This window comes from Mesorhizobium australicum WSM2073 (assembly GCF_000230995.2).
GTDB lineage: Bacteria > Pseudomonadota > Alphaproteobacteria > Rhizobiales > Rhizobiaceae > Mesorhizobium > Mesorhizobium australicum.
The window spans coordinates 4975292-5000887 of sequence record NC_019973.1 but is presented as its reverse complement, the minus strand read 5'-3'; the positions used below and the strand labels follow the sequence as shown (position 1 = coordinate 5000887).

General features: G+C 62.8%; 24 protein-coding genes and 1 pseudogene. 14 read left to right on the top strand and 11 right to left on the bottom strand.

The window, feature by feature from the left end; all coding sequences use genetic code 11:
- Window positions 1–18 precede the first annotated feature (18 nt).
- Together MESAU_RS24195 and MESAU_RS24190 are read right to left on the bottom strand one after the other, a co-directional pair.
- A pseudogene (locus MESAU_RS24195) lies at window positions 19–644 on the bottom strand (LysE family translocator).
- A gap of 19 nt (window positions 645–663) precedes the next feature.
- A complete protein-coding gene (locus MESAU_RS24190) occupies window positions 664–2763 on the bottom strand; it encodes a S9 family peptidase (protein WP_015318650.1) in 2100 nt (699 codons plus the stop codon).
- 114 nt (window positions 2764–2877) lie between these two features.
- On the opposite strand from MESAU_RS24190, the gene MESAU_RS24185 reads away from it, so the two are divergent.
- Together MESAU_RS24185 and MESAU_RS24180 are read left to right on the top strand one after the other, a co-directional pair.
- Window positions 2878–3246, top strand: coding sequence for an SH3 domain-containing protein (locus MESAU_RS24185; protein ID WP_015318649.1), 369 nt, complete (start codon window positions 2878–2880; stop codon window positions 3244–3246).
- Between the two features lie 450 nt (window positions 3247–3696).
- The gene (locus tag MESAU_RS24180) at window positions 3697–4125 is read left to right on the top strand and encodes a Ros/MucR family transcriptional regulator (protein WP_015318648.1); all 429 of its coding nucleotides are present in this window, start codon (window positions 3697–3699) and stop codon (window positions 4123–4125) included.
- An 87-nt stretch (window positions 4126–4212) separates the two neighbouring features.
- Here MESAU_RS24180 and MESAU_RS24175 read toward each other — a convergent pair whose 3' ends face one another.
- Window positions 4213–4641 (bottom strand): SufE family protein, encoded by a 429-nt coding sequence (locus MESAU_RS24175; protein ID WP_015318647.1) that lies wholly within the window; start codon window positions 4639–4641, stop codon window positions 4213–4215.
- A 100-nt stretch (window positions 4642–4741) separates the two neighbouring features.
- Entirely contained in the window at window positions 4742–5089 is a 348-nt protein-coding gene (locus MESAU_RS24170; RefSeq protein ID WP_015318646.1) for a DUF5330 domain-containing protein, read from the bottom strand.
- A 533-nt stretch (window positions 5090–5622) separates the two neighbouring features.
- Here MESAU_RS24170 and MESAU_RS24165 point away from each other — a divergent pair.
- The 3 genes from MESAU_RS24165 to MESAU_RS24155 all read left to right on the top strand — a co-directional run bounded on the left by MESAU_RS24165 (window position 5623) and on the right by MESAU_RS24155 (window position 8550).
- Window positions 5623–7374, top strand: coding sequence for a sensor histidine kinase (locus MESAU_RS24165; RefSeq protein WP_041163492.1), 1752 nt, complete (start codon window positions 5623–5625; stop codon window positions 7372–7374).
- Entirely contained in the window at window positions 7349–8131 is a 783-nt protein-coding gene (locus tag MESAU_RS24160; protein WP_015318644.1) for a peptidoglycan-binding domain-containing protein, read from the top strand. Before MESAU_RS24165 ends, MESAU_RS24160 begins: the two co-directional genes overlap by 26 nt.
- A 71-nt stretch (window positions 8132–8202) precedes the next feature.
- On the top strand, window positions 8203–8550 hold the full coding sequence (locus tag MESAU_RS24155; RefSeq protein WP_015318643.1) for a DUF1491 family protein: 348 nt from the start codon (window positions 8203–8205) through the stop codon (window positions 8548–8550).
- On the opposite strand, the gene MESAU_RS24150 is transcribed toward MESAU_RS24155, so the two are convergent.
- The 6 genes from MESAU_RS24150 to MESAU_RS24125 form a co-directional block, all read right to left on the bottom strand.
- Entirely contained in the window at window positions 8528–9553 is a 1026-nt protein-coding gene (locus MESAU_RS24150) for a hypothetical protein (protein ID WP_041163883.1), read from the bottom strand. The two genes, MESAU_RS24155 and MESAU_RS24150, sit on opposite strands and share 23 nt — an antisense overlap.
- 481 nt (window positions 9554–10034) lie before the next feature.
- The gene (locus tag MESAU_RS24145; protein WP_015318640.1) at window positions 10035–10604 is read right to left on the bottom strand and encodes a DUF1254 domain-containing protein; all 570 of its coding nucleotides are present in this window, start codon (window positions 10602–10604) and stop codon (window positions 10035–10037) included.
- Window positions 10597–11181, bottom strand: a complete 585-nt coding sequence (locus tag MESAU_RS24140) for a DUF1214 domain-containing protein (RefSeq protein WP_015318639.1) — start codon at window positions 11179–11181, stop codon at window positions 10597–10599. The genes MESAU_RS24145 and MESAU_RS24140 overlap by 8 nt, the downstream gene beginning before the upstream one ends.
- Before the next feature lie 109 nt (window positions 11182–11290).
- The gene (locus tag MESAU_RS24135) at window positions 11291–13444 is read right to left on the bottom strand and encodes a transglycosylase domain-containing protein (RefSeq protein ID WP_015318638.1); all 2154 of its coding nucleotides are present in this window, start codon (window positions 13442–13444) and stop codon (window positions 11291–11293) included.
- Between the two features lie 223 nt (window positions 13445–13667).
- On the bottom strand, window positions 13668–14600 hold the full coding sequence (locus tag MESAU_RS24130) for a dimethylarginine dimethylaminohydrolase family protein (protein ID WP_015318637.1): 933 nt from the start codon (window positions 14598–14600) through the stop codon (window positions 13668–13670).
- A gap of 41 nt (window positions 14601–14641) precedes the next feature.
- Window positions 14642–16228, bottom strand: a complete 1587-nt coding sequence (locus MESAU_RS24125) for a zinc-binding metallopeptidase family protein (protein WP_041163491.1) — start codon at window positions 16226–16228, stop codon at window positions 14642–14644.
- A 76-nt stretch (window positions 16229–16304) separates the two neighbouring features.
- Here MESAU_RS24125 and MESAU_RS24120 point away from each other — a divergent pair, with 76 nt between their 5' ends.
- The 5 genes from MESAU_RS24120 (at window position 16305) to MESAU_RS24100 (ending at window position 21272) form a co-directional block, all read left to right on the top strand.
- A complete protein-coding gene (locus tag MESAU_RS24120) occupies window positions 16305–17201 on the top strand; it encodes a LysR substrate-binding domain-containing protein (protein WP_015318635.1) in 897 nt (298 codons plus the stop codon).
- Between the two features lie 122 nt (window positions 17202–17323).
- Window positions 17324–18418: an ABC transporter ATP-binding protein gene (locus MESAU_RS24115; RefSeq protein WP_015318634.1), complete on the top strand. Its 1095-nt coding sequence runs from the start codon at window positions 17324–17326 to the stop codon at window positions 18416–18418.
- 70 nt (window positions 18419–18488) lie between these two features.
- A complete protein-coding gene (locus MESAU_RS24110) occupies window positions 18489–19601 on the top strand; it encodes an ABC transporter substrate-binding protein (RefSeq protein ID WP_015318633.1) in 1113 nt (370 codons plus the stop codon).
- Window positions 19602–19623: 22 nt separating this feature from the next.
- Window positions 19624–20457 carry an ABC transporter permease gene (locus MESAU_RS24105; protein ID WP_015318632.1) on the top strand — a complete coding sequence of 278 codons (834 nt, stop codon included), beginning with the start codon at window positions 19624–19626 and terminating at the stop codon, window positions 20455–20457.
- Window positions 20457–21272, top strand: coding sequence for an ABC transporter permease (locus MESAU_RS24100; protein WP_015318631.1), 816 nt, complete (start codon window positions 20457–20459; stop codon window positions 21270–21272). Before MESAU_RS24105 ends, MESAU_RS24100 begins: the two co-directional genes overlap by 1 nt.
- On the opposite strand, the gene MESAU_RS24095 is transcribed toward MESAU_RS24100, so the two are convergent.
- A complete protein-coding gene (locus MESAU_RS24095; RefSeq protein ID WP_015318630.1) occupies window positions 21269–22057 on the bottom strand; it encodes a 2-keto-4-pentenoate hydratase in 789 nt (262 codons plus the stop codon). The genes MESAU_RS24100 and MESAU_RS24095 overlap by 4 nt on opposite strands.
- Window positions 22058–22375: 318 nt before the next feature.
- On the opposite strand from MESAU_RS24095, the gene MESAU_RS24085 reads away from it, so the two are divergent.
- The 4 genes from MESAU_RS24085 (at window position 22376) to MESAU_RS24070 (ending at window position 25414) form a co-directional block, all read left to right on the top strand.
- On the top strand, window positions 22376–22783 hold the full coding sequence (locus MESAU_RS24085) for a DUF3168 domain-containing protein (protein ID WP_015318629.1): 408 nt from the start codon (window positions 22376–22378) through the stop codon (window positions 22781–22783).
- Between the two features lie 170 nt (window positions 22784–22953).
- Entirely contained in the window at window positions 22954–23253 is a 300-nt protein-coding gene (locus tag MESAU_RS24080; protein WP_015318628.1) for a hypothetical protein, read from the top strand.
- A 78-nt stretch (window positions 23254–23331) separates the two neighbouring features.
- Window positions 23332–23997: a response regulator transcription factor gene (locus MESAU_RS24075; protein WP_015318627.1), complete on the top strand. Its 666-nt coding sequence runs from the start codon at window positions 23332–23334 to the stop codon at window positions 23995–23997.
- A gap of 28 nt (window positions 23998–24025) precedes the next feature.
- The gene (locus tag MESAU_RS24070) at window positions 24026–25414 is read left to right on the top strand and encodes an ATP-binding protein (protein WP_015318626.1); all 1389 of its coding nucleotides are present in this window, start codon (window positions 24026–24028) and stop codon (window positions 25412–25414) included.
- The last annotated feature ends 182 nt before the right edge of the window (window positions 25415–25596 follow it).

Below are 25596 nucleotides of genomic sequence, written 5' to 3'. Positions count from 1 at the left end.
GACGTGGGTCGCCTGGCCTCAGCGCTCTTGCAAGGCGAGGCGGACACCCAGGGCGCAGTAGATGCCGCCGACAACCTTGCCTTGCCATTTCAGCACTGTCGGATTTCGGCGCAGGAAACTGCCGAGCCGCCCTGCGCTCACGGCAAACACGACCATGCTGAAAAGCCCCAGCATGACGAAGATGATCCCCAATACGGCCAATTGAACCATCACTGATCCGTTTTCGGGCCGCACGAACTGAGGCAGGAACGCCAGGAAGAAAAGCGCGGTCTTGGGGTTGAGCACCTCGTCAGGACAGCCTGTCGAAACGCCTTGCCGGCGGAGCTTGCAAGCGCGCCGGCGGTCGGATCGGTTGGCGCTTTCTCGATGATGGCCCGAATGCCGAGGTAAACGAGGTAGGCCGCGCCGATATACTTTACGATGCTGAACAGCGTCGCCGATGTGGCGATGATCGCCGAGATCCCAACCATCGCCATGGCGGTATGAAACACATCGCCGGCCGCGATCCCGCCGCCTGTGGCGATTCCGACTCTCGTCCCCGAACTCGTTGCGCGGGCGATCGTCAACAGCGTGGCCGGGCCAGGAATGAAGACAAAGCCGAGCACAACCGCGATGTAAGCTATCGTTGTGGCCAGATCGATCATCGCAGCGTTCCTCCGTGAGCTATGCCTTGTCCGTCACCTTCAGCGTGAAGGCATAAGTATAGGCGATCTCCTCCAGGCGTGAAAACCGGCCGGAGGCACCGGCATGGCCGGAATCCATGTTGATCCTGAACAGTACCGGATTGTCGCCGCTCTTGCGGTCGCGCAGCCGCGCAACCCATTTGGCCGGCTCCCAATAGGTGACGCGCGGATCGGTGAGACCGGCGAGCGCCAGGATCGGCGGATAGTTGAGCGCGGCGACATTGTCGTATGGCGAATAGGCGGCGATCGTCAGGTAATCGTCGGCCGACGCGATCGGATTGCCCCATTCCGGCCATTCCGGCGGGGTCAGCGGCAGCGTTGCATCGAGCATGGTGGTGAGTACATCGACGAAGGGAACCTCGGCCACGATGCCGCCGAAGCAATCCGGCGCCATGTTGGCGATGGCGCCCATCAGCATACCGCCGGCCGAGCCGCCTTGCGCGACGATTCGGTCATGCGCGGTATAGCGCTCGGCAACGAGGTGGCGGGCGCAGGCGATGAAATCGGTGAAGGTGTTCATCTTGTGCGCCCGCTTGCCGTCGTCGTACCAGCCATATCCCTTGTCCTTGCCGCCGCGCACGTGGGCAATGGCAAACACGAACCCACGGTCCACCAGCGAGAACCAGTTGGTGTTGAAGGCGGCCGGCACGGTGATACCGTAGGAGCCGTAACCGTAGAGCAGGCATGGCGCGGAGCCATCCAGCGGCGTGTCGCGGTGATGCAGAAGCGAGATCGGCACCAGTTCGCCATCGGCCGCCGGCGCCATCAGCCGCCTCGTGACGTAGAGGTGCGGATCGTGGCCGGACGGCACTTCCTGGGTCTTGAGCAGCACACGCTCACGAGTGCGCATGTTGTAGTCGAACATCTGTGACGGTGTCGTCATCGACGAGTAGGAAAAACGCATCATCTCGGTGTCATATTCCAGGGACCCTGAAAGGCCGAGCGAGAAGGCTTCCTCGTCGAAGGAAATCAGATGCTCTTCGCCGCTGGCCCGATCCCGCACGACGATGCGCGGCAGGCCTTCCTTGCGCTCGAGCCGCACCATGTGGTCCTTGAAGCCGATCACCGACAGGATCAGCCGGCCGGGTTCATGCGGCACCAGTTCCTGCCAGTTGGCGCGGACCGGGTCGCTCGCCGGCGCCGTCATGATCTTGAAGTCCTTGGCACCGTCCGCGTTGGTCAGGACGAAGAAGATATCGCCGCCTTCCTCAAGTTCATATTGAAGGCCGGTCTCGCGCGCCGAAACCAGCTTCGGCTTGGCAAATGGATCGCTGGCGCTCAACAGGCGGTATTCCGAAGTCTCGTGATCGTTGATGCCGATCATGATCCATTGGTTGTTGCGGGTCCCGTCGACGTTCATGAAGAAGCCGGGGTCGGTTTCCTCGTAGATCAGCCGGTCGTTTTCAGGGGCCTGCCCCAGTGCGTGGAACAGCACCTTCGACGGCCGGTGGTTTGGGTCGAGACGCGTATAGAAGAACCCGTCATTGCCCGCGTCCCAGACCCCCGAACCGCCGGTGGCCTGTATCTGGTCCGCCAGTTCCTTGCCGTCGGCAAGGTCGCGCACACGCAGCGTGTAGAATTCCGAACCCTTGTCGTCGAAGGCCCATAGGAGCTTGCTATGATCGGCCGAATGATCGACGCCGCCAAGCCGGAAATAGGCCTTGCCCTCGGCCTCGGCGTCGCCGTCGAGCAGGATCTGCTCGGGTCCGCCGCCGCGCGGCGTTCGGAAATAGCGCGGCTGCTCGCCGCCGAGCTTGAAGGAAGAGCCGTAGGCATAAGGCCCGTCCTTCATGGGAACGGAAGAATCATCTTCCTTGATGCGGCCCTTCATTTCCTTGAAAAGCTGCTTTTGCAGATCTGACGTGTCGGCCATCAGCGTCGACTGATAGGCATTCTCGGCTTCGAGTTCGGCGCGGATCCCAGGACCGAGCAAGGAAGGATCCCTGAACATTTCTTGCCAGTTATCCGCTCGCAGCCAGGCATATTCATCGGTTCGCGTGATGCCGTGATGCGTGTCCGAGACGGGCCTTTTCTCGGGGGCAGGGGCGCTGGCGATTGGAAATCGGGAAGTCCTGGTCATTGCGTCTCGCTCTGGAAATATCTTGAATGACGAATGAACACGCCGATCAGGGCAGGTTCAAGAGCCGTGGCGTAGAGGTGGTGTCGGCCCATGCGACGGCCGGGAGGAGAGAAGATGACTATTCGGTCTCGTATTGCTGCGGCTTCCGCCGTCGCTTCGCTAAGTCTGGTCTTTGCCGGCCAGTCTCATGCGACCGTATTTTCGGCTTGGCAAGTGGCCAATGTGCCGTTCGGCGACACGCTCAATGTGCGCAAATATCCGTCGGGAACATCCCAGAAGCAGGCAGCCTATCCGAACGGGACCGTCCTGCAGATGACCGGACGATGCACCGGCGGCATAAACCTGCTCGATATCGCCAATCAACCGGCATGGAAACAGCAGCAGACGGTTCGCTATCGCTGGTGCGAAATCTGGCATGACCCGGCCAAGAACGGCACCTTCGTGACCGGCTGGGCCTATGGCAGATACATCATCCCGAATTGAACGACCATCGATTTTGGCCCCGACGGGTTCGGCCGGCGGGCATGTCGCCTGGTTGCCTGCCCGACAGAGAGGTGCGGCAACCTGTGGTTTTGAGGACAGATGCGAACAACCAAGTTTGCCGAAGCGACGGCAAAGCAACCAAGAGCATTGAAACCTGATTTGTGAGTTATCGCGAATGTAACGGTGAACTGACGTTACGTCAGGCTTTATCGGTTTGGCGGGCGAAATATCGAAAAATTACATGATGCACGAAAGATTGAAGCTGATCGCGGAATAGTTGATCAAGATTCATAAATATAATGCGCGCAACGAATTGACTTACTTGACCTGCGGCCGCATTGATGTCCCCGTGACACGAATCGCGGCAGCTCTATCTGCGCAAATTCGTGCAATGCCCTGCCTGTAAAAAGGGGCACAGACCGACGTAACTCTTGTTGGGGCCTGAAGACCATGGATATTGTCGAAACACCTTCCAGAAACAATGATGCGCTGATTGAGCTCACCGCCGACGTGGTGGCTGCCTATGTCAGCAACAATCCGGTGCCGGTCGGCGAACTGCCGAACCTGATATCCGATGTCCATGCCGCCCTCGGGCGTGTGGGCGGAACCGTCGAACAGGCGCCTGCCGACAAGCAGAAGCCGGCTGTCAACCCGAAGCGCTCCGTTCATGACGACTACATTGTCTGTCTCGAAGACGGCAAGAAGTTCAAGTCGCTCAAGCGTCATCTGATGACCCACTACGATCTGACGCCCGATCAGTATCGTGAAAAGTGGAACCTGGACCCAAGCTATCCGATGGTTGCCCCGAATTACGCGGCGGCCCGCTCGCAGCTTGCCAAGAAGATGGGCCTCGGCCGCAAGCGCAAGGCGGCGCGGTAGTCGCTGCTTGCCAGATTGGATTGAAATCAAACGGCGCCTTCGGGCGCCGTTTTGATTTCAGGGGTGGGCGGAAGATCGACAGGTCGATCAGGCAGTCTGGGCGAGCGCCATCTCGGCATCGCGTTTGATGCGCTTGACCATCGAGCGAAGGCCGTTGGCACGCTGGGGCGACAGGTGCTCGTCGAGGCCGAGTGCCTTCAGCGTCGCTTCCGCATCGATTTTCTGGATTTCGCTGGCCGTCTTTCCGGAAAACAGCGCCAGCATGATCGCAACCAGTCCGCGCACGATATGGGCGTCCGAATCGCCGGTGAAGGTGATGACGGGGTCGGCGCCCGGACCCCGTTCGGTGGTCAGCCAGACCTGGCTGACGCAACCTGGCACCTTGTTGGTGGCGTTGCGCTCCGCATCGGGAAAGGGCGGCAGCGCTTCGCCGAGTTCGATGACGTAACGATAACGATCCTCCCATTCGTCAAGGAACGAGAAGTCGTCGCGGATCGTCTGGATCGTCGTCGTCATGACCCGGATATAGTCACGCGGCGGCGCCGCGTCACGGAAAAAACAAGGACACCGCGGGCGTCGAGAGGGCAGACTGCCCGCGGTGCGCCGTCGAGACGGCTTAATTGTTTATCGGCAGGTTGACCGTTTCAGGCAGGACGACTTCCGGCACGCTGCCCGTCATTGTCGAGGTGTCGGGGCCGGCGGACTTGTCGTCCAGCATGGCCGCCGCGATCTTGGCAGTTTCCTTGGCGCGTGCGGTGATGGTGTGCATCGCCGACTTGCCCGTCTCGCAGACATCGGGCTTGCGTTCGCAGATACCGGCGATGTCGCCGACGGCGTCTCGCGCCGCGAACAGGGCCTGGATCGGCCCGACGCTTTCCTGGCCCGTTTCATCGGACCCGACACCCAGCGGCAGCGCCAGCAGCACCAGTGAAAACCAGAAAGCCATTCTTATCAGGAAGAACATGCCTTGCCTCTCGTCGTGACCGGATCATGCATCATATGGCATGACCTCTTTTATGGGCAGGATGTTGACACACAGGCACGAAGGACGGCTTGCACGATCGCCGAGAATTTTCCTCAAATTTTAGGCAAATTCGAAACGAAGCGTTTTGCTGTCGATTTGTTTCATATCGGAACGATCCTTCTCACCATTCGATAACCATCTATCCCGTTGAATGAATTGTGTCTTCGAGGAAATAAAGCGGCTTCGACGACTTGGCCCGCGGTCCGACGACAGGGCCGCCAGGATAACCCTCCGTTTACTATGGCTGCATTTGACCGGGTTTTCGGCCGCCGTCATCCCGATATTTGCCGCAGGGCGGGCCTTGGTCGGCCCTGCCTTATCCATTCCTTAAACGCTGGATGCGAGTTTCAAAGCCAACCAAGACAATCTGCAAAAGCAGAGCTGTTCACGACGAGTGCGAGTGCGTTGAATTGATGCCGATCGAGGCCAGATACGCTGAATTGCCTGGTGCAATAGCGGCCGGTTGTGAGCGCATGGTTCATCCCAGCGTTCTCGAACGGAGCGACCGCGAGCGCCAGCGCCGTTTCATCGGCGTGATGCTGGCCGCGCCGTTTTTTGCAGCGGGTGCCGCGGTCACGCTGGTTACATCGGGGATGGGCGCCGCGGTGACCATGGCCGCCATTTTCGCGGCCTTCGGCCTGTGCTGGTTCGTCGCCCTGCTGGTAGCCGCTACCGGCAAGATGGCTGCCGCGGGGCCGATCGCCCTGGCGATGGCGGCGCTTGCCCTTGCCGGTCTCATCGGTGCCGCCGGCGGATTGAGTTCACCTGTCGCCATGCTTGCCCTGGCGTTGCCATTCGAAGCCTGGTGGATCGGCGCGTCACGGCGTGCGGCATTGTGGGGGGGCGCGACAGCAGTCATCGCCATCGCCCTTCAGTCCTTGTCGGCCGCCTTCCTTCCATTCACGGATGCGCACATCGCCGCCTGGCATTGGCTGGTGCCATTGGCCTGGGCGCTGGCCCTCATCCCGCGCATATCGGCTTTTCGCGGCACCGCCGGCGCGGCCGATACGCTCGATGCGGGTGATCGACTGGAAGACATCATCGACGCGGTGGTCTTGCGGGTCGCCCGCCACGGCGAGGTCGTGGATGCATCCGCCAAGTCGCGTACGCTTCTGAAATTGCCGCCTGAACTGTTGTCCGGAACGGGCCTCTTCGATCGGGTGCACCTGTCGGACCGCGTCTCCTATCTCAGCGCCCTGGCCGACATGCGTGACGGCGCACGGTCGCGCCGCCTCGACTTGCGCATCAGGCTGCCCCAGAGTGGCAACGGCGCCCACAATGGAAATGGCTTTGTGGCCGACAATTACCAGCCATTCGCGCTCGAACTGGTGCGTGGCGAGAAACAAGGCGACGTCTTCACGCTTGTCCTGCGCCAAAATGACGAGACCGCGCGGCTGCGCGAAGAACTGGCGCAAGCCAATGAGACGGCCGCCGCCGCCGAAGTGGCTAAGGGCCGGTTCCTGGCAGTCGTGAGCCATGAACTGCGCACGCCGTTGAACGCCATCATCGGTTTCTCCGACATGCTGCTGCACGAGATGTTCGGCGCCTTCAAGGATCCGCGCCAGAAGGAATATGTCGGTCTGGTGCGGGATTCGGGCCAGCATCTGCTGGCAGTCGTGACATCCATACTCGACGTGTCGAGGATCGAATCGGGCGTCTACGCCACCGAGCCGGAGCCGTTCCGGTTCGTAGAAGCCGCAGACATGTGCCAGTCGATGATGCGGCTGCAGGCGCAGGCCAAGAATATCGACCTGCAGACGCAGATCGCCCCTGACGCCGGCGATATCAATGCCGATCGCCGCGCCGTACAGCAGATGCTCATCAACCTCGTTTCCAACGCGATCAAGTTCACCCCCGACGGCGGCGATGTCGTCGTCGGCGCCAAGCGGATCGGCTCACGTCTGCATTTCTGGGTGAGGGACACCGGCATCGGCATTGCCGAGGAGGATTTCGCCAATCTCGGCAAACCCTTCACGCAGATCCAGAACGACTATACCCGCCGTTTTGAGGGCACGGGTCTTGGCCTTTCCCTGGTGAAGGGGCTGGTGGCCTTGCATGAAGGGACCATGGCGATCGAAAGCATGCCGGGCGAGGGCACCACGGTCACCATCAGCCTGCCGGTCGGCGGGCCGAAGGGGCGCCCCGCCAACCCGACCGGAGTGCTGACAATGCCGGTGACGAGGGCGAAAGGGGACGGAAATGGCTCGCTCCGCAAAACAGGCTAAGGCGGTCAAACGCCGCGGCAATGCCTTTCAAGACGGCGCCATCGCCGTCGGCGGCATGATTTCGCGCAATCCCGTCCTGGTGGGAGGATCGACCGCATTCCTGGTGACGCTGTTCTACGTCTCGGCGAATGCGCTATGGTATCAGCCTTTCCCGCACGCCGGAGCGTTTTTCGCCACACGCAATTTCCAGGGCTTTCCGCACGCCACCGCCGACGAGCCCGAGACGACAATCAACATCGTGCGGTCCAATGCCGCGCCCGCTCCGATCAAGGGCGACCCGGTGGTCGAGCAGGTGCAAGGCATATTGAAGGACCTCGATTTCTACTCCGGCACCCTCGACGGCATCTCCGGCCCCAACACGCGCAAGGCCATACAGGCTTATCAACAGAAGGTCGGGCTGAACGCCTCGGGCGAGATCGACGCGCTGCTCCTGGATCAACTGGGTGCAACGCCGAAGACGGCTGCCGTGCCGAAACCGCAACCTCGTCCTGACATGCCGCCGGCCGCCGTTCCCGTGTCCTTGCAGACCAACGAGGCTCCGGCGAACGCCGCTTTGCAGGGGCCTGACCCCCGCATCGTCAAGATCCAGGCCGGGCTGAAGGCCTTCGGCAATGACGACATGCAACTGGATGGCGTCGTCGGTGCACGCACCAAGGCGGCGATCAAGGAATTCCAGTCGCTGTTCGGCTTGCCGCAGACCGGCGAGCCCGACGAGATCGTCTACGTCAAGATGCGCGAGATCGGCCTCACCAACTGACGGCCGAAAACGACGGCTCGCCCTCCACGGGAAATTTCGGTAGAGAGCCCGCATGTCGTCGGGAGTCCTCCATGCGCGTAACCGCTGATCTGTGGGTCTCGGCCCTGTTGCGCCGGGTTTTCGGCGTCGGCGGATTTGCCGCCGTGGTCAATCGCGGCGCGACGGAGGCCGGGGCCGTGTTCATCCTGGCGCGGGGCAGGCTGGGTGAAACGGCTCTCTACGGGCCGGCACCGCAGACAAGCTACGATTCGGCCAAGCCCGAAGACCGTTTTTTCAGCCTTCTCGCCGCCGGCAACGATGCCGCCGTGCTGGATGCGAGACTGGAGCGCGAGAAAAAATTCGATCCCGACCTCTGGGTGGTCGAGATCGAGGCCGGTAGCGTTCCCATCGAGGAACTTATTTCCGTGAAGACGCCCTGAGGCCGGGGGCGTCGGCTTCGTCGCTGTTGGAGGCCCTGCGGCTGTCGCCGTTTGCCGGTGGCTTGCCGCGAACCGTCTTGGACAGGGTTTCGGCCTTCCACTCCCGCACCATATCCAGGGCCGCGTCGCGATGCAGCAGGCGGTAGCGGTCGAGATAGGCGCGGATGGCCTGGGGATGCGGGAACAGGCCGGGATAGACGGCGACAGTGATCAGGAATGCCCGGTCCTCGCTGAAGTCGAGCGAACGCAGCGCCGCAAGCAGCGGCGCATAGTTCTGGTGGGCGGTCAGCGATTGCGCAATCGAAAAATCAATGTCGAGAGCGTCCGCCAGCGCGGTGTGGAAGAACGCGGCGTTTCCCGTCAGTGCCGTCTCGCGCAGTTTGACAAAGGTGTCCGCGCCGGGGAACGCGTCGATCTTCGCCGCCAAGGCTTGGTCGCCGGTGCGCATCATGGAGCGCAGCTTGCGCCGCGCGCTCTCGGCGGCAACGCCGGGTGTCTGCTGAGTTTCCGCGCTGTCCGCCGTCGCTTGCGCCTTCACGACAAGGCTCTGCGCCGGGGCTGCTTCCGGATCCCGCGTCCGCACCAGGGTCGGCCTATCGAGCGCCCTGATCAGATCGGCGATGGTCGGGTTCAGATCCTTGCGCCGCGCTATGGCGCGCGCATGCGGCAGCCCATGCCGGCCAATCAGCGCGATCAGGTCGATGTCGCTGACGGCGCGCGAGCGGATGAGCAGTGGAGCGGCAATGTCGACCGGTTCCTCGCAGAGGCGCCGCACCAGGGCCGCGGGTGCGTATTCGCATTCGGAAAGGGCGGCTGCCACGTAGCGCCGCGATTCGACGGATACATCATCGAACAGAGGCAGCGTCAGGTCTTCGAGTTGGCCGATCTCCCGGCGCGACGGTCGCGTCAGCGAGCAGAACGCGGAAACGGCGGCGCGGAACAGCCTTTCGGCTTTTCCCGATTGCGTCCTTATCGCGATTTGCCTGAAATCCGAAGATGACACGAAGGATACGCCTGACACCAGATACACACTCGACCTCGCGGCACCGGGACTATGTCGGTTTCGCGATTGCCTCGGTCAGAACTCACTGACCCGGGAACAAAGATCAATTTAGCCGCGATCCGTTAGCGCTCCGTTAACCCTCTGCCGGCCTTAATGATATTTGGAGGCGTTGCGTTGTGCTCCGGGGAAACCGAGAGGAATGCGCGAATCATGGGCATGGTACTGTCTTTCGTGCCGCGTGCGGCACCGGCCAATCGAGCCAAGCAAACCACCGAAATACCGGCGGCGGTGATCATATTTCCCGGCATCCGTTATGAACGGTCCAGCACCGGCGAAGCCCGGCCTGCAGGGCCAGACAAGCCGGGATCGCCACGGACGCCAGTCCCCCATCACTGAGCAGTCCCCCATCACTGAGCTTTGCTGAAGCCATGGTGTGGTCCGTCAGTCCCTCTGCTCCGGATCCGCGATCGAGGATCGCGGCTTAGAAATCCTGCAACTCGCAGGAACTCTGATCGAGAAAGCGCGACACGATCGGCTTCCAGCTCTCGTCGGGTACGAAGCTGCGGATGACGAAGATGCCTTCATCGATGGGCGCCTCGACGAAGATCGCTCCCTGAAGATCTTCGGGCAGGTCCTTGCGCACGTCGATCATCTGCGCCGGCGTCAGCACGACGGCATCCAGCTTGCCGCCCGCCGCCGTGTGGTCGTTGAAGGAGTAGATGTTGTGACCGCTGCGGTCATAGACCGACACCGACCAGAACGGGACGTCCCCCGGCGCCTTGATCCGGACCATTCCTTCCTCGAGGTCGAAGCGGCAGGCCGTTGCGTAGAACAGCGGGTCAACCGATTTCACCACCGGTGCGCCGCCCGCTTCGGCATCGAGCCGGTTCATCCTGTAGAGATCCGAAGCCATGGAGAGACGCGACCAGGCGTCGCGTTCCGAAAATTCCGGCACCAGAAGCAGGACGACAATGTGGACGATGCCGGCGCCGACGAGGCCGAGCAGGATGGCATGGAGAAGCCTGCGCAATGCGGCACGCAAACTACGCATCGCAGCCCGCCTTGACGATCCTGGGCAGCGAAACGTCTGACAGGCCGGTGCTGCTGGCGATCGGCGTGTCGTAGAGGGTCAGGACGAAATACATCCGTCCAGAACCGTCGGTCAGCAGCCAGTTGCCCGGCATCGGGTGATGGCCCACGGATATAATCACGGAATTGTCCGGTTGGCGTAGCACCTCGTAGGACTGAAGAGCCGCAAGCCGCGATTTGCCGGTCTCGACGACGCCGAGCGATTGATCAGCGGCATAAAGCGTCCAGAACCGCGCTGTCGGAAATCCGCCCTCGATCCTGTAGGTGCATTCCCGCTTGAGCTGGTCGCCGGCGGCATCCTTTTCCGCCACGAAGGACAGGCCCTCGGCGCGACCAAGCGCCAGCACGCCCTCGCGCGCCACGCGGGCCTTGGAATAGGGGTCCGCGGCCGGTGTGCCGATGTCGGGGAAGGCAGTCCACTGGCCGATCCTGATTGCGCCGACACCGTCCTGGATCTTCAGCGCATACCAGACGCTGGCACCGCCTCCGCCAATGGCTATGGCAAGCGAAATCAGCATCAGGAAGGCATTCTTGAGCATGAAGGGCCAGGTGCGCGCAGAATTGCCGTTCGGGGATATCGCGGCGCGGGGCCTTGTGGCAAGCAGGCGTGATGGATTTGCCAGTCGGTCTTGTCTCAGCGGGCGGATATCACAGTGCCGACAACGTTTCGGGTGAAGCGGGGGCGTCAAGTTTGGGGGCCGCCTGGAACATCTGGCTCATGTCCCGCAACGTCTGTGTGGTTCGACTGGACAGCACCGGCGGCCGCTCGGCGGCGGCATCGGCCGCTGCCTGCTCCTCGCTCTTCTTCTGTGCCTCGGCGGCCTTGGCCGCGACCTCCTCGTCGACGAAGGGCTTGTCGATCCCCGGGATCGGCTTCAGGTCGATGTTCTGGTGCGCGTAGACCATCAACCGCTGCCACACCATCGCCGGCAGCGAGCCGCCGGTCATGTTCTTGGTCGGGGTGAAATCGTCATTGCCCAGCCACACGGCTGCCGTGTAGTTGCCGGTAAAGCCGACGAACCAGGCATCGCGGTAGGATTGCGTGGTGCCGGTCTTGCCGGCGACGACAATGTTGGGAATTTGCGCCCGCCGCGCCGTGCCCATCACCGGCACGGCCGCCAGCATGGTGTTCATGGATTTCAGCGCCTGCTCGGACAGGACGCGATGCGGCGGCGGCGCGTCCTTGGTCCAGTCATACACCACGTCGCCGGTGCGGGTTACGAGCTGGGTGATGCCGTGCCGGGAACCGACGAAGCCATTCTGGGCGAACACGCTGTAGCCCGTCGCCTGGTCCATCACGGTCATGCCCGAGGTGCCGAGCACCATCGTCTTGTGCCCTTCGAGCGGCGATTCCACCCCAAACGATTCCGCCAATGCCTTGATCGGCGCGATGCCGAGATGGTCCTTGGCCAGCCGCACCGGCACGGTGTTGATCGACTTGGCCATCGCCATGATCAGCGTGATGTTGCCCGCCGACTCGCCGCTGTAATTGTGCGGCGACCAGTTGCCCCAGCTGATCGGCCCGCCAGAAATGATCGAGTTCGGCGTGAAGCCGTGTTCCATCGCCGTGGCGTAGACATAGGGCTTGAACGATGAGCCGGTCTGGCGCAGTGCCTTGGTGGCGCGGTTGAACTGGCTGGCGCCGTAGTCGCGGCCGCCGACGATCGCCCGCACCGCGCCATTGGTCTCGATCACCACCACGGCCCCTTCGGTTACGTTGTACTCCTTGCCGAACTGGCGCAGGTGGAACTCGACGGACTCCTCCGCCGCCTTCTGGATGTTGGCGTCGAAGGTGGTGTGGGCAACCAGCGAGTGCTGGCCGGGCTTGGCGATCTTCTTGACCTCGTCGAAGGCCCAGTCGAGGTAGTAGTCGGGGCTCTTCTGTTCGCCGCGGTCGACGACGTCGGCCGGATGCAGTCTGGCCTGCAGCACCTGGCCTTCGGTCATGAAACCGGAATCGACGAGGTTGGACAGCACCACGTTGGCCCGCGCGCGCGCCGCCGGCAGGTTGATATGCGGCGCGTATTTGGTCGGCGCCTTGAACAGGCCGGCCAGCATCGCCGCCTCGGCAAGGTTCAGGTCCTTGACGCTCTTGCCGAAATAGAAGTCCGCCGCCGCCTCGATGCCGAACGTGCCACCGCCCATATAGGCGCGGTCCAGATAGAGCTGCAGGATTTCCTTCTTCGACAGATTGGCCTCCAGCCACAGCGACAGGAACGCCTCCTTGATCTTGCGCTCGAACGTGCGCTCATTGGTCAGGAACAGGTTCTTGGCCAGCTGCTGGGTGATGCTCGAGCCACCTTGGACGACCGAATTCGCCCGCACGTTCTCGAAGATCGCGCGCGACAGGCCGAGCACATCGATACCGTAATGGTCGAAAAACCGGCGGTCCTCGGTGGCGAGCACCGCCTTGATGACATGGTCCGGCATCTCGTCGACCGGCACGGAATCGCGCTGGATGATGCCGCGCTGGCCGATCTCGTTGCCATAGCGGTCCAGGAAGGTGACGGCGAAGTCGCCCTGGGCACGCCAGTCGCCGGTGGTGTCCTGGAAAGCGGGTATCGCCAGCGCCAGCATCACCACCATGCCGCCGGCGCCGAGTGTAAAACCTTCGCTCAAAAGTTCGATGAAGCCGCGGCGCCAACCCTTGAGACGGAAGCGCCGCGAGAAGATCGTCGCGGCCTCCCAGAACTGGCGTGCCTTGAACCCGATCTCATAGAGCGAGGAATCGAGCCACGCGTCCAGCGCCAGCAACCAGGCGGCGATCGGACCTCTTCTCTTGCGTGGTTCAGGGCTGACCATTCAAAAAACCCGGCTCGGTTCTGGCGCGACCTGAAAACCGCAAGCGGGCAATTTCAGGGCGGCGCCCTGTCCGACTATTCATCCATTTACGGACACTCACAAGGGCGGCGAGGACACAGGGGCACGGTTTGTTGATGGAAGAGCCAGGTACCCGGCGGCCGGTCCCTCGCCCGCCAGGTGCTCGATCCGGCGAGCGGGAGCTGTTTTGCCGTTTTCCCGACTATCAGGCCGCCTCGCGTTTCAGCGCCTGTGCCATGCAATGGATACCGCCGCCGGTCTTGGAGATTTCGCTCATGTCGACGGCCGCGACCTCGAAGCCGCGCGCCTTGAGTTTTTCGATCAGCGTCTTGCTGGACGTCGGCGCGATCACCCGGTCCTTGCCCAGCGACATGAAGTTGCAGCCGAGCGCCATCGTGTCCTGGAAGGGAACGTCGATGATCTCGTGCCCCTTGCCCTTCAGCCAGTCGACGATGCCAGGCTCGGTGCAGGCGAGGCAGACGGCAGTGAGCTTTTCGGCGATCGGCACCACCATCAGGTCGATATGGACGTAATATTCGTCGATGAAGGCAATGCGTGTCTCCCAGCCTTCCTTCTCGAACCAGGCCTGCACCTGCCGGGCGCCTTCCTCCTGCGTGCGGGCGCCGCCGCAGCCGATCAGCACCACGCCGTCCTCGATGACATTGAAGTCGCCGCCCTCGAAAGTGCCGGCTGTCACCATGTCGTAGATCGGGATGCCGAGCTTTTCATAGGTGCGGATGGCGGCGTAGTTCTCGCCGCGCCGCCACCAGTTGGCCATGGCGGTGATAATGGCGCCATAAGGCGTCATGACGCTGGAATCGCGGGAATAGACCTGCATCGGCAGTTCCGGCGTCGGCTCGTGCCAGTGAATGTTGACGCCGAAATGCTCGTAGGCCGCGACAAGATCCTTGTGCTGTGCCTGCGCGATCTGAACGTTGCAAGGGGCTTCACGCAGGTGCTTGCGCGACAGCGAACTGGTCGACAGGTGGCGCAGGAAATTCGGGGATCCGAGCAGCACGTCGGTCAACACGTCGGTTTCGTTGGCGAAGCCCCAGACGGTCAGTGGCTTGGTACCGCCGGCGGGGTTGCGGCGTTGAAGCGAAAACGGCTCGGCGATGATGCGGTCATGGACGGTCATGCGGGTTCTCCTCGTGGGCTCGTTCTAAAGGGTTGGTCAGGTCATGCATTGCTTGGGATCCACCAGTCGCGGCCGCGCGCGGTGGTGACATATTCCGGCCAGCGAAAGTTGATCGGCGGGTCGTAGTCGCAGAGCGGCGCGATCCAGTTGGAGCCGCCGACGCCACCGCCGGTACGGGTGATGAACTCGTCCATTGCCGCATCGCGGGCGGTCTGGTCCTCGAGCAGGCGCAGCGCCGCCAGCGCGACCGTCTTGGCGGCGCAGATGACCATCGGGTCGATCGTCGCGGGAATGCCACCCAGCGCATTCATCACCCAGGAGGGATAGGCACCGCCATTCGCCGAGCGGAGCGCTGGGCGGGCGACATAGAAGCGGGCGGTCGGCGCGTGCCAGCTCATGTCGGTGTAGTCGTCGGAGGTCGAGTTCACCTGGGACGGTGGCAGGTCGCGGCGCAGGATCGCCTCAGCCTCTTGTGGCGAAATCAGCCGCTCAAGCTCATCGATAAAGGGGTTTTCGGTAGCAGTGCCGCCGGCATTGACCTGGATTTCCCGCGCGATTGTTCTGGCCAGTTGGTCCCAGCGTGGCGGCCCGACTGTCGACAAGGCTTCATAGGCAATCCCGGCCATGGCGTGGTTCGCGAGCCCCGGCCGTGACTTCGATACCCAGTGCCGCTCGTAGCGGCAGCCGCTGATCGCGGCCGCGGCCGCGGCGTTGCGGTCGAGCACCGCCGTTACTTGCTCGGCCATGCCGATGGTGGGCACGCGGATCATGTACTGGATCTCGGCCAGTCCCGCCGGCAGATTGTCGGCCGTGGCCTGGCCGGCCGTCAGGATAGCCTCGCTGATCGACCAGCCGCCCTGGTGTGGCAGCATGGAATCGCGCAACGCCTTGGAAGCCATGTACATGGTCATCAGTGCATCGTTGGCGCCCGGTGCCCTGACCGCCGAATGCGCCTGCGGGATCGGTGCGCCGTCGCTTGCGCGAACCCAATTTTCGGGTTCGTCGCAGACGAACCGATAGATCATCGCGTAGGCCGCGCCGCAATGCGTGTCCCAGCGCGCGGTATTGCAGAGCGGCAGCATGTAGAAGGGATGGAAGGAGATCATGCCGGCAAGGCCGTCATAGTAGCCTTTTGCCGCATGGATCGGCTTCGAACCGCGCACTTTCTCAGCCGGCTCGCCGGTAAAGCGCAGCGTGCCTTGAATGTCGTGGCGCTGCATGGCGGCTTTGGTGGCGAGCAGGCCGCCGAGACTTGCTATGCCGAGCCCCGAATGCGGGTCGGTATGGCCGCCGGCCTCGGCGCCAAGGCCAGGTCGCGGCTGCCTCACCGTCACGGCGTCCTGGCAATTGCCGGGCACGGCATCATATTCGGCATACATGCCCACTGTCGGTCCGGCACCGTTCGTCCAATGGGCGCAAAAGGCGGTCGGCATGCCGCCCGAGCCTTCCTCGACCGAAAATCCCTCGCGCTTGAGTCGATCGACATACCAGGCGGCCGACTGGTACTCGCGCCAGGCGGTCTCGCCGAAATCGAAAATGGTGCGTGTCCATGCCGACAGCAGGGGCTGGATGCCGTCCAGGCAGGCAAGCGCGGTCTCTTGCGCCGATGTCGTCACCGGTTTCTCCATGCTCTAGAAGAAAGCAGTGAAGCGGCTCGCCAAAAAGTGATATGTTTTCCTGGTTCATGCAAATTCGGTTCACCTCTTGAGAATTCCATCGACACAGGCGCTACGCGCGCTCGACAGTTTCGCCAGGCATGGCAGCGTCTGGCGCGCCGCCGACGAACTGCACCTGACCCGCAGCGCGGTGAGCCACCAATTGCGGCTGCTCGAGCGAGATCTCGGCTTCGATCTGCTGGAGCGGATCGGCAAGGGGGTGGCGCTCACCCCGCGTGGGCAGCGCTATGCCAGCGACGTGCGCAAGGCGCTGACCGTGCTGGGTGACGCGGTGACGCGCGATGCCGGCACTGGCGTCGGCGGCTCGTTCGCCATCTCCTGTACACCGGGCTTCGCCTCGCTGTTCCTGTGCACCCACATCGGCGAGTTCCGGCAGATGTACCCCGATGTCGCGCTGCGCATCCTGACGCCCCGACGGCTCGACGATGTCAGCAATGCCGACGCAGACGCCTTCATCGCGTTCGGCGTGGGCAACTGGCCGAACCGCATGGCCGAGCTGTTGTGCGAAATCTCGTTCACGCCGCTCTGCAGCCCGACGCTGCTCAACAAGGTCGGCGGCTTTTCCCGGCCGGCGGACGTGCTGCGCGCCAATCTGCTCCATCTCGACGACACCGAGGATTGGGCACGCTGGCTGGCGCTGTCCAAGGTCGAAAACCCGGACACCGAAGGCGGCATCTTCTTTTCCGACATGAACCTCGTCTTCTCGGCGGCGATTGCCGGGCAGGGGATCGCCATGGGTGACGAACTGACCAGCCGCCGTGCGCTGAGCGAAGGCCGTCTGGTCAGGCCTTTCGACATCGCGATCAAATCGCCGCGCTCCTATTTTCTGGTCTCCGAACACGCAAAGGCCTCGCACCCGGTCCTGGAAGCGTTCGCGGGATGGCTGAGGTCGACTCTCTCCGAGAACCGCATTCAGCCTTATTGAGGGGCAGCGTGGCGTCAGCCCGCCATAGATGAATGAAATTTGCCGATCAGGCGAAAACTATTCGGTTGCGGTGAGCTTCCGCCCTGCCTACGATTTGGCTCAACGGTAAGGATAGAGGCAGGATGCAGCAACCCGGCCGGGCCGCAGAGATCAAGGCAATCGGGATCGGCAAGAGCTTCGGCTCGTTCCGTGCGCTGGACAATCTGACGCTCGACATAGGCCGCGGCGAATTCCTGACGCTGCTTGGGCCCTCCGGCTCCGGCAAGACCACCTTCCTGATGATCCTGGCCGGCTTCGTGCAGCCGAGCGAGGGCAGGCTTTTCAGCGACGGCGCCGATATCACCGACCGCCCGGCCGAGCAGCGTGCCGCCGGCATGGTGTTCCAGGGCTATGCGCTCTTTCCGCATATGAGCGTCGAGGCCAACATCGCCTTCCCGCTCAAGGTCCGCAAGAAATCGGCCGCCGAGATCAGGAAGCGTGTCGGCGAGATGATCGAGCGCGTCGGTCTGGTCGGCCACGAGAAGAAATTGCCCTCGCAGCTTTCCGGTGGCCAGCAGCAGCGCGTCGCGCTGGCCCGGGCGCTGGTGTTCGAGCCGGGCGTGCTCCTGCTCGACGAACCGTTTTCGGCGCTGGACAAGAGCCTGCGCGGCCAGATGCAGGCAGAGATGAAGCGCCTGCACCAGGAGACCGGCACCACCTTCGTCTTCGTTACCCACGACCAGAGCGAGGCGCTGGCGCTGTCTTCGCGCGTCGCCATCTTCAATCATGGCAAACTGCTGCAGGTCGGCGCGCCGGACGAGGTCTACGACCGGCCGGACAATCGCTTCGTCGCCGAGTTCCTCGGTGAGATCAACATGCTGCCGCTGAAGGGGGTTAGGCCTGTCGACAACGGCTCGACCGGCCTCTGTGAGGACCGCGCGGTAAGTATCCACTGCAAGGCTGAGAAGGTGCGTGGCGACGCCATCCTGGCGATCCGGCCCGAACACATGTCGGTAGCGCGCGAGGCTGCCGCCGGAGAGAACGGCATTGCCGCGACGGCAATCGCCTCGACCTATCTGGGGGCGGCGACCAAGCTCGACCTCACCACGCGCCAAGGTGCCAAAGTCACCGTCTCGGTGCCCAACGAGGTCGCGGCGGCGGCGCTCAGCAAGGGCAATTCCGTGTGGCTGACATGGCCGGCGGAAAAGGGTTTCCTCCTTCCGGACGGAGGACAATGAGCGCCGGCGCGGCCTGATCAGCCGCACCGGCTTCCGGAATCAAAATCAACGAAAACAAAGGGGAACTGACATGAACGACACCAAGAAACAGGCCATCGAAACGCTGTCCGAAAGGACGAGACGCGGCGAGATCTCGCGTCGGCAGTTCGCGCAACTCGCTGCCCTCGTGCTCGCCGGCACGCCGATGCTGCTGCGCTCGACCGGTGCCTTTGCCGCAGCGAAGGAACTTGTGCTGGTCAACTGGGGCGGCGATGCCATCACGGCCTACGACGCGGCCTATGGCCAGGCCTTCACCAAGGACACCGGCATCACCGTCAAGATGGACGGCTCGGGCCCGACCGAAGGCGCGATCGCCGCGCAATCCAAGAGCGGCGCCCCGACCTGGGACCTGGTCGATGTCGACCCGTTCTCGGCCATTACGCTCGGCGCGCAAGGCATGCTCGAGCCGATCGACTACAACATCGTCGACAAAAAGAAGATGCGGCCGGGCTTCGGCTGGGACTATGCCGCCTCGACCTATTTCTTCTCCTATGTCATCGCCTACGATTCCGAGAAATACGGCAAGGATGCACCGACTGGCATGGCCGATTTCTTCGATGTGAAGAAATTCCCGGGCAAGCGTTCGCTCTACAAATGGGGCGTGTCGAGCTGGGAAGCGGCCCTTTTGGCCGACGGCATCGCGCCGGCTTCGCTCTACCCGCTCGACCTAAAACGTGCGCATGACAAGATATCGGCCTTCAAGGAAAACGTCGTCGCCTATTGGGGCGGCGGCGCTGAGAGCCAGAGCGTGCTGCTCAATGGCGAAGCCTCGATGGCGATCGTCTGGTCGACGCGCGCCTCGCTGATCGAGCAGGATTCCGGCGGCAAGATCAAGTTCATCTGGGACCAGGGCCTGATCTCGCCCGGCGCGCTGGCCGTGCTCAAGAACAACCCCGGCGGCAAGGATGCGGCGATGAAGTTCATCGCCAGCGCCCAGGATCCGGAAAAGCAGCTCGTCATGTTCGACAAGCTTGGCCAGGGTCCGGCCAATCCGGCGGCCGACGCGCTGATCCCCGCCGACAAGAAGCGCATCAACCCCGTCGATCCCGAGAACATGAAGAAGCAGATCCCGCTCGACATGGACTGGTACGCCAAGAACTATGGGCCGGCGCTCGACGAATACACCAAGATCATCTCCGCCTGACCGGCGGCGATGCTGATCTGACATGAGAGGCGTTCTCTCTGACAGGATGGGCGCGGCGCTGTTGATGGCGCCGCTGCTCCTTTTTCTCGGCCTCGCCTATGCCTGGCCATTTCTCGGCGTGGTGAAGTGGAGCTTCACCTTGCCGACGCCTGGGCTTGGTCAGTACGAGGCATTGCTCACCGACGATCTGGTCCAGTCGGTGTTCATCCGCACGCTGCGCATCGCCGCGATCGTCACTATTGTGTCGGTCGCCGCCGCCTATGCTATTACGGTCGTCTGGGTTCGCGGCAGCCCGGCGCAGCGCCTCATCGCCGAATTCTGCATCCTGGTGCCGTTCTGGATCTCGGTGCTGACACGCGCCTTCGGCTGGGTGGCGCTGCTGTCCAATCGCGGCCTGATCAACACCTGGCTGCAGTCGATCGGTTTTATCTCCGAACCGCTGACTTTGGTACGCAACGAATTCGGCGTCATTGTCGGCATGACGCATTTCCTCATTCCTTTCGCCGTCTTTCCGCTGGCTTCGGCCATGCGCAGCCTTGACGAGCGTGTTCTGCTCGCCGCGCGCGGCCTCGGCTCCAGCCGCATGCGCACCTTCTGGACGGTGTTCGTGCCGATGACGCGCTCCGGCATTATCGGCTCCGCTATGATCGTGTTCGTCTTCTCGCTCGGTTTCTTCGTCACGCCGGCGATTCTCGGTGGCGGGCGCAGCGTCATGATCGCCGAACTGATCTATCTCAGGATATTCCAGAGCCCGGACTGGGGGCTGGGGGCTGCGATCAGCGTCGTGCTGGTACTGTTCGTCGGCGCGCTGATGGCGCTCTTGTTTCGTTATGTCAGACCGAAGCAGCTGATCTGATGCCGACTTATCGCCCCGGTCCTGTCTCGCTGGTTATCGCCGCCCTGGTGGCGCTGTTCCTGCTGTTGCCGCTGCTGGCCGTCATTCCCGTGTCGCTGACGCCGAGCCGCATGCTGGCGATGCCGACGGGCGAATTGTCGTTGCGCCACTACCGATCGTTGATCGAGGATCCGCGCTGGCTCCAGTCGATCCTGCTTTCGATCCGCATCGGCATCGTCAGCAGCGCCATTTCAACTGTGCTGGCGCTCTGCTTCAGCCTCGGCGTCTGGATGTTCCAGCCGCGCTTCACCGCGACCCTCGTCGGCTTCGTGCTGTTGCCGATGGTGGTGCCACCGGTGGTTTCGGCGGTCACGCTCTACTTCCTGCTCACCTCGATCTCGGGCGTCAGTTCCTTCTTCGGCTACGATACCTGGCTCGGCGTTGCCATGGCGCATTCGGTGATGACGGTGCCGTTCGCGACGGTGCTGATCCTGGTCTCGCTCAGCCAGCTAGACCGACGCATCGACCTTGCCGCGCGGGGGCTTGGCGCAAGTGTCTGGGCGCGCGCCACGCGCGTCATCATGCCCAACATCAAATTCGGCATCGTCACCGCGGCGCTGCTGTCCTTCGTGCTGTCCTGGGAAGAGATCGGCGTCACTTTGTTCATCACCTCGGTCAACGCCATCACGCTGCCGCGCCTGATGTGGATGGGACTACGCGACAACATCGACCCGGCGATCGCCGCACTGTCGGTGATTTTGATCATCATCACCGTGCTGGTTCTGGCGGTGAGGAGCGTCGTGGTCGGGCTGAACCGGGGGAGCAAGCCGGTCTAGACGAACCGCACCGAGACGTTGCCGAACCTGCCCAAATCGCCAATGACTTCGTCACCGGCGGCGACGCTGATCGGTGTCACGCAAGTTCCCGTGATCACCACCTGCCCCGGCTGGAGCGCTATGCGAAGTCCCGATAGCTCATTGACCAGCCATGTCAGGGCGATGCGCGGGTCGCCCAATACAGCTGCGCCCGTTCCGTCGTGCCGCGACTTACCCGAAACGAGACCGGTCACCGGGTAGTCCGCCAGGTTCACGTCGCGCCAATCGTCTTCGGCAGGCTGGCCGATGACAAACAGATTGGCGCAGGCATTGTCCGCGATCAGCTGCGGCGCGCCGACAGCGCAGAAATCATCATATCGTGAGTCCGGTATTTCGATCGCCGGATGCAGGGTCGCCACGGCGTCCATCACGTCAGCGATTTCATAAGGTGCGGCGCGAGGTGGGATCTGGCGGCCGAAACGGAACGCGAATTCGACCTCGGCGACCCGCATCTTGCTCGTCGCCAGCGAGACGATCCCGCCGACCTCGACCGCTTTTTCGGCGAGCAGACGCCCGGCCATCGGGCCGTCGACGTTGATATGCCTTTGACCGGCCAGGCTGGTTGCCGCGATCTTCCAGCCGAAAAGCGGGGCCGCCGAACGCTCCATGACATGCGACTGGATGGCGTAACCTTCGGTGCGCGTTTTCGGCCGCAGTTCCTCGGGTATGGCGTCGAGATGGGTGCCATTGTCCCAATGGCCTACCAGCAGACGTGACGCGGCCCTGGCCTTTTCTGGATCGAGCATGATCAGCTCCGGAAATCGGGAACATGCCCCTCTGTCCGGCCAAGCCGGCAAGGAACATTCCGTCGTATGGACCAGCCTATATGGGGCAAGATCGCGTGACCAGACAATCGGAGGCAAGCTCATGGTCAATTTGGCTCTACCGCGCCGGCCGACGAGATTGTCGGCAAGTCGCATTTTCGAGATCATCGGCGTTCATGATTCCGATGACGAATCGCCATCGTCTTCGCGTGGCGAACCGCTATATCTGAGAAGGGATGCGGACATGGGCAGGCTTTGGAAAAGCATTGTCGGTGGCGCAACGGCTTGAGGAAATGGACGATGACCGCGCCCGGCGATTTGCAGCAGGCCCTGTTTCTAAGATTGAAAAGCGATGCGTCGCTGTCGGCGCTGCTGGGCGGCGCCGGACTGCTCGAGCGGGCAACCGACAACGTCGCCTTTCCCTATGTGACTTCAGGCCAGACTTCTGCCTTTGACTGGGACACCGGCGCCGAGAACAACGACGACCAGCTGATCACGCTGCATGTCTGGTCGAAGGCGCATGGCGAGGCCGAGACCCGGGCGATCATGGATGCCATCAAGGCGCGGCTTGCCGGAGCGGTGTTGGTTATAGGCCCGCGTGGCCAGACGCGGCTGTCGCTGGAATTCAGCGAGGCGCGTTACGATGAGGAACTCCTTGTCCACCATGGCCTGCTGCGATTCCGTGCGCTGACGCAGGAAAACGCCTGACGCACTTTCAATATCACCGAAACGGAGTCTAGACTGAGCTTTCGCGGGTTTCACTGGGGGGCGGTGAAATCCAAGATGTCTGTCTCGCGTTGCAGGGGTGTGGCGAGCATGGTTTCAGGGCCGTTCACTGTTCATTTCACGTTCAGCACCGATGCGTTACAACGCGGGTCATGAAAACGCTTCGCTCCCATTTCCGAACCGCGACCCTGGCGCTTAGTGCCGCCGGGCTGTTTGCGTCGCAGGCAATGGCGATACCGGTCATCGAGCCCGACCAGGCCAGCCCGATCGTCCTGGCTGCATCCGACTGCTATGCGATCGGTCAGCAGGTGGCTCAGCAGAATGGCGGAACGCTCGCCAAGGCTTCGGCATCGACGCGTGGCGGCCAGCCGGTCTGCGTCATCGTCGTGCTCGTGCCCGGCAAGGACGGACAACGTCCGCGCCGCTCCGAAATCGTCGTTCCGCAGAACTGACCGCTCTTCCCTCCGTTTCCCAGGCCGGCGGAATCGGCCTATATCTGAAATCTTCAATCAACAGGCATTGGTCCCCGTATGCGCGTACTCGTCGTCGAGGATGACAAGGATCTCAACCGGCAGATCTCGGATGCGCTGGTCGATGCCGGCTATGTCGTCGATCGTGCCTTCGACGGCGAGGAGGGCCATTTCCTCGGCGACACAGAGCCTTACGATGCCGTTGTGCTCGACATCGGCCTGCCGCAGATGGACGGCATCAGCGTGGTCGAGCGCTGGCGTCGCGGCGGCCGCAAGATGCCGGTGCTGATCCTGACCGCGCGTGACCGCTGGAGCGACAAGGTCTCCGGCATCGACGCCGGCGCCGACGACTACGTCACCAAGCCGTTCCACATAGAGGAGGTGCTGGCGCGCGTCAGGGCCCTGATCCGCCGTGCGGCCGGCCACGCCTCGTCGGAACTGACCTGCGGGCCGCTGCGTCTCGACACCAAGGCTTCGAAGGCCGATGTCAACGGCGTGCCGCTGAAATTGACCTCGCACGAATTCCGGCTGCTTGCCTATCTGATGCACCACATGGGCGAGGTCGTTTCGCGCACCGAACTGGTTGAGCATCTCTACGACCAGGACTTCGACCGCGATTCCAACACCATCGAGGTCTTTGTCGGACGATTGCGCAAGAAGATGGGCATCGACATGATCGAAACCGTACGCGGCATGGGCTACCGCATGCGCGAGCCGGAGGCGTAAGGCGGAACCGCTCCCCACCAACCCGGCCGTGGGCAGACGGCTCTCGCTGCGCGCGTGGCCGCGCTCGCTGACGTTCCGCGTCATCGCCTTCTCCACCGTGTGGGCGATCCTGACCCTGGTCGTCATCTTCACCCTGATCACAACGCTCTACCGACAGGCCAGCGAGCGGGGCTTCGACAGCCTGTTGTCGGCGCATCTGTTCAACCTGATCGGCTCCATCGGCATCTCCGACAGCGGCGCGTTGACCGGCTCCCCCGATCTTGGCGATCTCCGTTTCTCGGAACCGAATTCGGGCTGGTACTGGTCCGTCGAGCCCGCCTCGGAAGGCGTGCATGGCGATCTTCACTCGTCGTCCATGACCCGGACCATCCCGTCGCCGGACGTGGCGGATGTTCCCTTCAACGCCAATTTCCAGCGCAGCTATGCCGCGCAAGGCATCAATGGCGAGGAGCTGGTCGTGTTCGAGAGCGAATTCGTTCTCGACGCGAAGAACCGCGCCGCGCGCTTCCGCGTCATGGGCAACAAGACCGAGTTGGAGCAGGAAATAGGAACGTTCCAGCGCCGCCTGCTGACCTATCTCAGCCTGTTCGGCATCGGCATGATCGCCATCAACGCCATCGCCATCCTGCTCGGGCTGCAGCCATTGCGCAGGGTCCGGAACGCACTCGCCATGGTGCGCGAGGGCACCGCACAGAGGCTCGACGGCCGTTTCCCGGCCGAGATCGAACCGTTAGCCAACGAAACCAACGCCTTGATAGAAAATAACAAACGCATCGTCGAGCGCTCGCGCACCCAGGTCGGCAACCTCGCCCATTCCCTGAAGACACCGCTTGCCGTTCTGCTCAACGAGGGCCGGGCGCTTGGCGGCGCCAAGGGACAGTTGATCGCCGAGCAGGCCGCCTCCATGCAAAAGCAGATCGACCATTACCTGCAGCGTGCCCGCGTCGCGGCGCAGCGCGACAGCGTCGTCTATCGCACGCCGGTGGCACCGCTGGTGCAGCGCATGGTGCGCGTTTTGCAGAAGCTGAACCCGCGGACCAGCCTGTCGCTGTCGCTGCCGGCCACCGAGATCGTCTTTGCCGGCGAACGCGAGGACCTCGAGGAACTGCTTGGCAATCTTCTCGAAAATGCGGTGAAATGGGCAAGGAGTGCTGTCGCGATCTCGGTCGTGCCCTTGGCCGGCAAGGATGAGAGCCTGTTTGAGATCAGCATCGAGGACGACGGACCGGGGATTCCCGAGGATAGGGCCCGTGAAGCGCTGAAGCGAGGGCGGCGCCTCGATGAGACCAAGCCTGGGACGGGCCTGGGCCTTGCCATTGTCGCCGATCTCGTCAACGAGTATGGAGGCGTCCTGGCACTCGAGCGGTCCGGCATGGGCGGACTGAAGGCGACGGTGCGATTGCGGAGCCTGCAGTAATGCTACCCAGGCCAATCGGCAGCAATGGAAGGCGCATCTTGTGGCGGCATATCGATTGACCCCAGAGCAGCCGCCAGTGGCCAAATTTCCGACAAATATCAACACTATGGCGACGCCTACTTCTCCGATGACGCGGCCCCCGGCGCATCCATGGCAGGCTCCAACTCAAGAAAACCGGTTGT

What these genes read in the sequence shown, in the direction of transcription:
- MESAU_RS24190 (WP_015318650.1), bottom strand. Translation starts at nt 2,763, where the DNA reads ATGACCAGGACTTCCCGATTTCCAATCGCCAGCGCCCCTGCCCCCGAG.
- MESAU_RS24185 (WP_015318649.1), top strand. Translation starts at nt 2,878, where the DNA reads ATGACTATTCGGTCTCGTATTGCTGCGGCTTCCGCCGTCGCTTCGCTA.
- MESAU_RS24180 (WP_015318648.1), top strand. Translation starts at nt 3,697, where the DNA reads ATGGATATTGTCGAAACACCTTCCAGAAACAATGATGCGCTGATTGAG.
- MESAU_RS24175 (WP_015318647.1), bottom strand. Translation starts at nt 4,641, where the DNA reads ATGACGACGACGATCCAGACGATCCGCGACGACTTCTCGTTCCTTGAC.
- MESAU_RS24170 (WP_015318646.1), bottom strand. Translation starts at nt 5,089, where the DNA reads ATGTTCTTCCTGATAAGAATGGCTTTCTGGTTTTCACTGGTGCTGCTG.
- MESAU_RS24165 (WP_041163492.1), top strand. Translation starts at nt 5,623, where the DNA reads ATGGTTCATCCCAGCGTTCTCGAACGGAGCGACCGCGAGCGCCAGCGC.
- MESAU_RS24160 (WP_015318644.1), top strand. Translation starts at nt 7,349, where the DNA reads ATGGCTCGCTCCGCAAAACAGGCTAAGGCGGTCAAACGCCGCGGCAAT.
- MESAU_RS24155 (WP_015318643.1), top strand. Translation starts at nt 8,203, where the DNA reads ATGCGCGTAACCGCTGATCTGTGGGTCTCGGCCCTGTTGCGCCGGGTT.
- MESAU_RS24145 (WP_015318640.1), bottom strand. Translation starts at nt 10,604, where the DNA reads ATGCGTAGTTTGCGTGCCGCATTGCGCAGGCTTCTCCATGCCATCCTG.
- MESAU_RS24140 (WP_015318639.1), bottom strand. Translation starts at nt 11,181, where the DNA reads ATGCTCAAGAATGCCTTCCTGATGCTGATTTCGCTTGCCATAGCCATT.
- MESAU_RS24135 (WP_015318638.1), bottom strand. Translation starts at nt 13,444, where the DNA reads ATGGTCAGCCCTGAACCACGCAAGAGAAGAGGTCCGATCGCCGCCTGG.
- MESAU_RS24130 (WP_015318637.1), bottom strand. Translation starts at nt 14,600, where the DNA reads ATGACCGTCCATGACCGCATCATCGCCGAGCCGTTTTCGCTTCAACGC.
- MESAU_RS24125 (WP_041163491.1), bottom strand. Translation starts at nt 16,228, where the DNA reads ATGGAGAAACCGGTGACGACATCGGCGCAAGAGACCGCGCTTGCCTGC.
- MESAU_RS24115 (WP_015318634.1), top strand. Translation starts at nt 17,324, where the DNA reads ATGCAGCAACCCGGCCGGGCCGCAGAGATCAAGGCAATCGGGATCGGC.
- MESAU_RS24110 (WP_015318633.1), top strand. Translation starts at nt 18,489, where the DNA reads ATGAACGACACCAAGAAACAGGCCATCGAAACGCTGTCCGAAAGGACG.
- MESAU_RS24105 (WP_015318632.1), top strand. Translation starts at nt 19,624, where the DNA reads ATGAGAGGCGTTCTCTCTGACAGGATGGGCGCGGCGCTGTTGATGGCG.
- MESAU_RS24100 (WP_015318631.1), top strand. Translation starts at nt 20,457, where the DNA reads ATGCCGACTTATCGCCCCGGTCCTGTCTCGCTGGTTATCGCCGCCCTG.
- MESAU_RS24095 (WP_015318630.1), bottom strand. Translation starts at nt 22,057, where the DNA reads ATGCTCGATCCAGAAAAGGCCAGGGCCGCGTCACGTCTGCTGGTAGGC.
- MESAU_RS24085 (WP_015318629.1), top strand. Translation starts at nt 22,376, where the DNA reads ATGACCGCGCCCGGCGATTTGCAGCAGGCCCTGTTTCTAAGATTGAAA.
- MESAU_RS24080 (WP_015318628.1), top strand. Translation starts at nt 22,954, where the DNA reads ATGAAAACGCTTCGCTCCCATTTCCGAACCGCGACCCTGGCGCTTAGT.
- MESAU_RS24075 (WP_015318627.1), top strand. Translation starts at nt 23,332, where the DNA reads ATGCGCGTACTCGTCGTCGAGGATGACAAGGATCTCAACCGGCAGATC.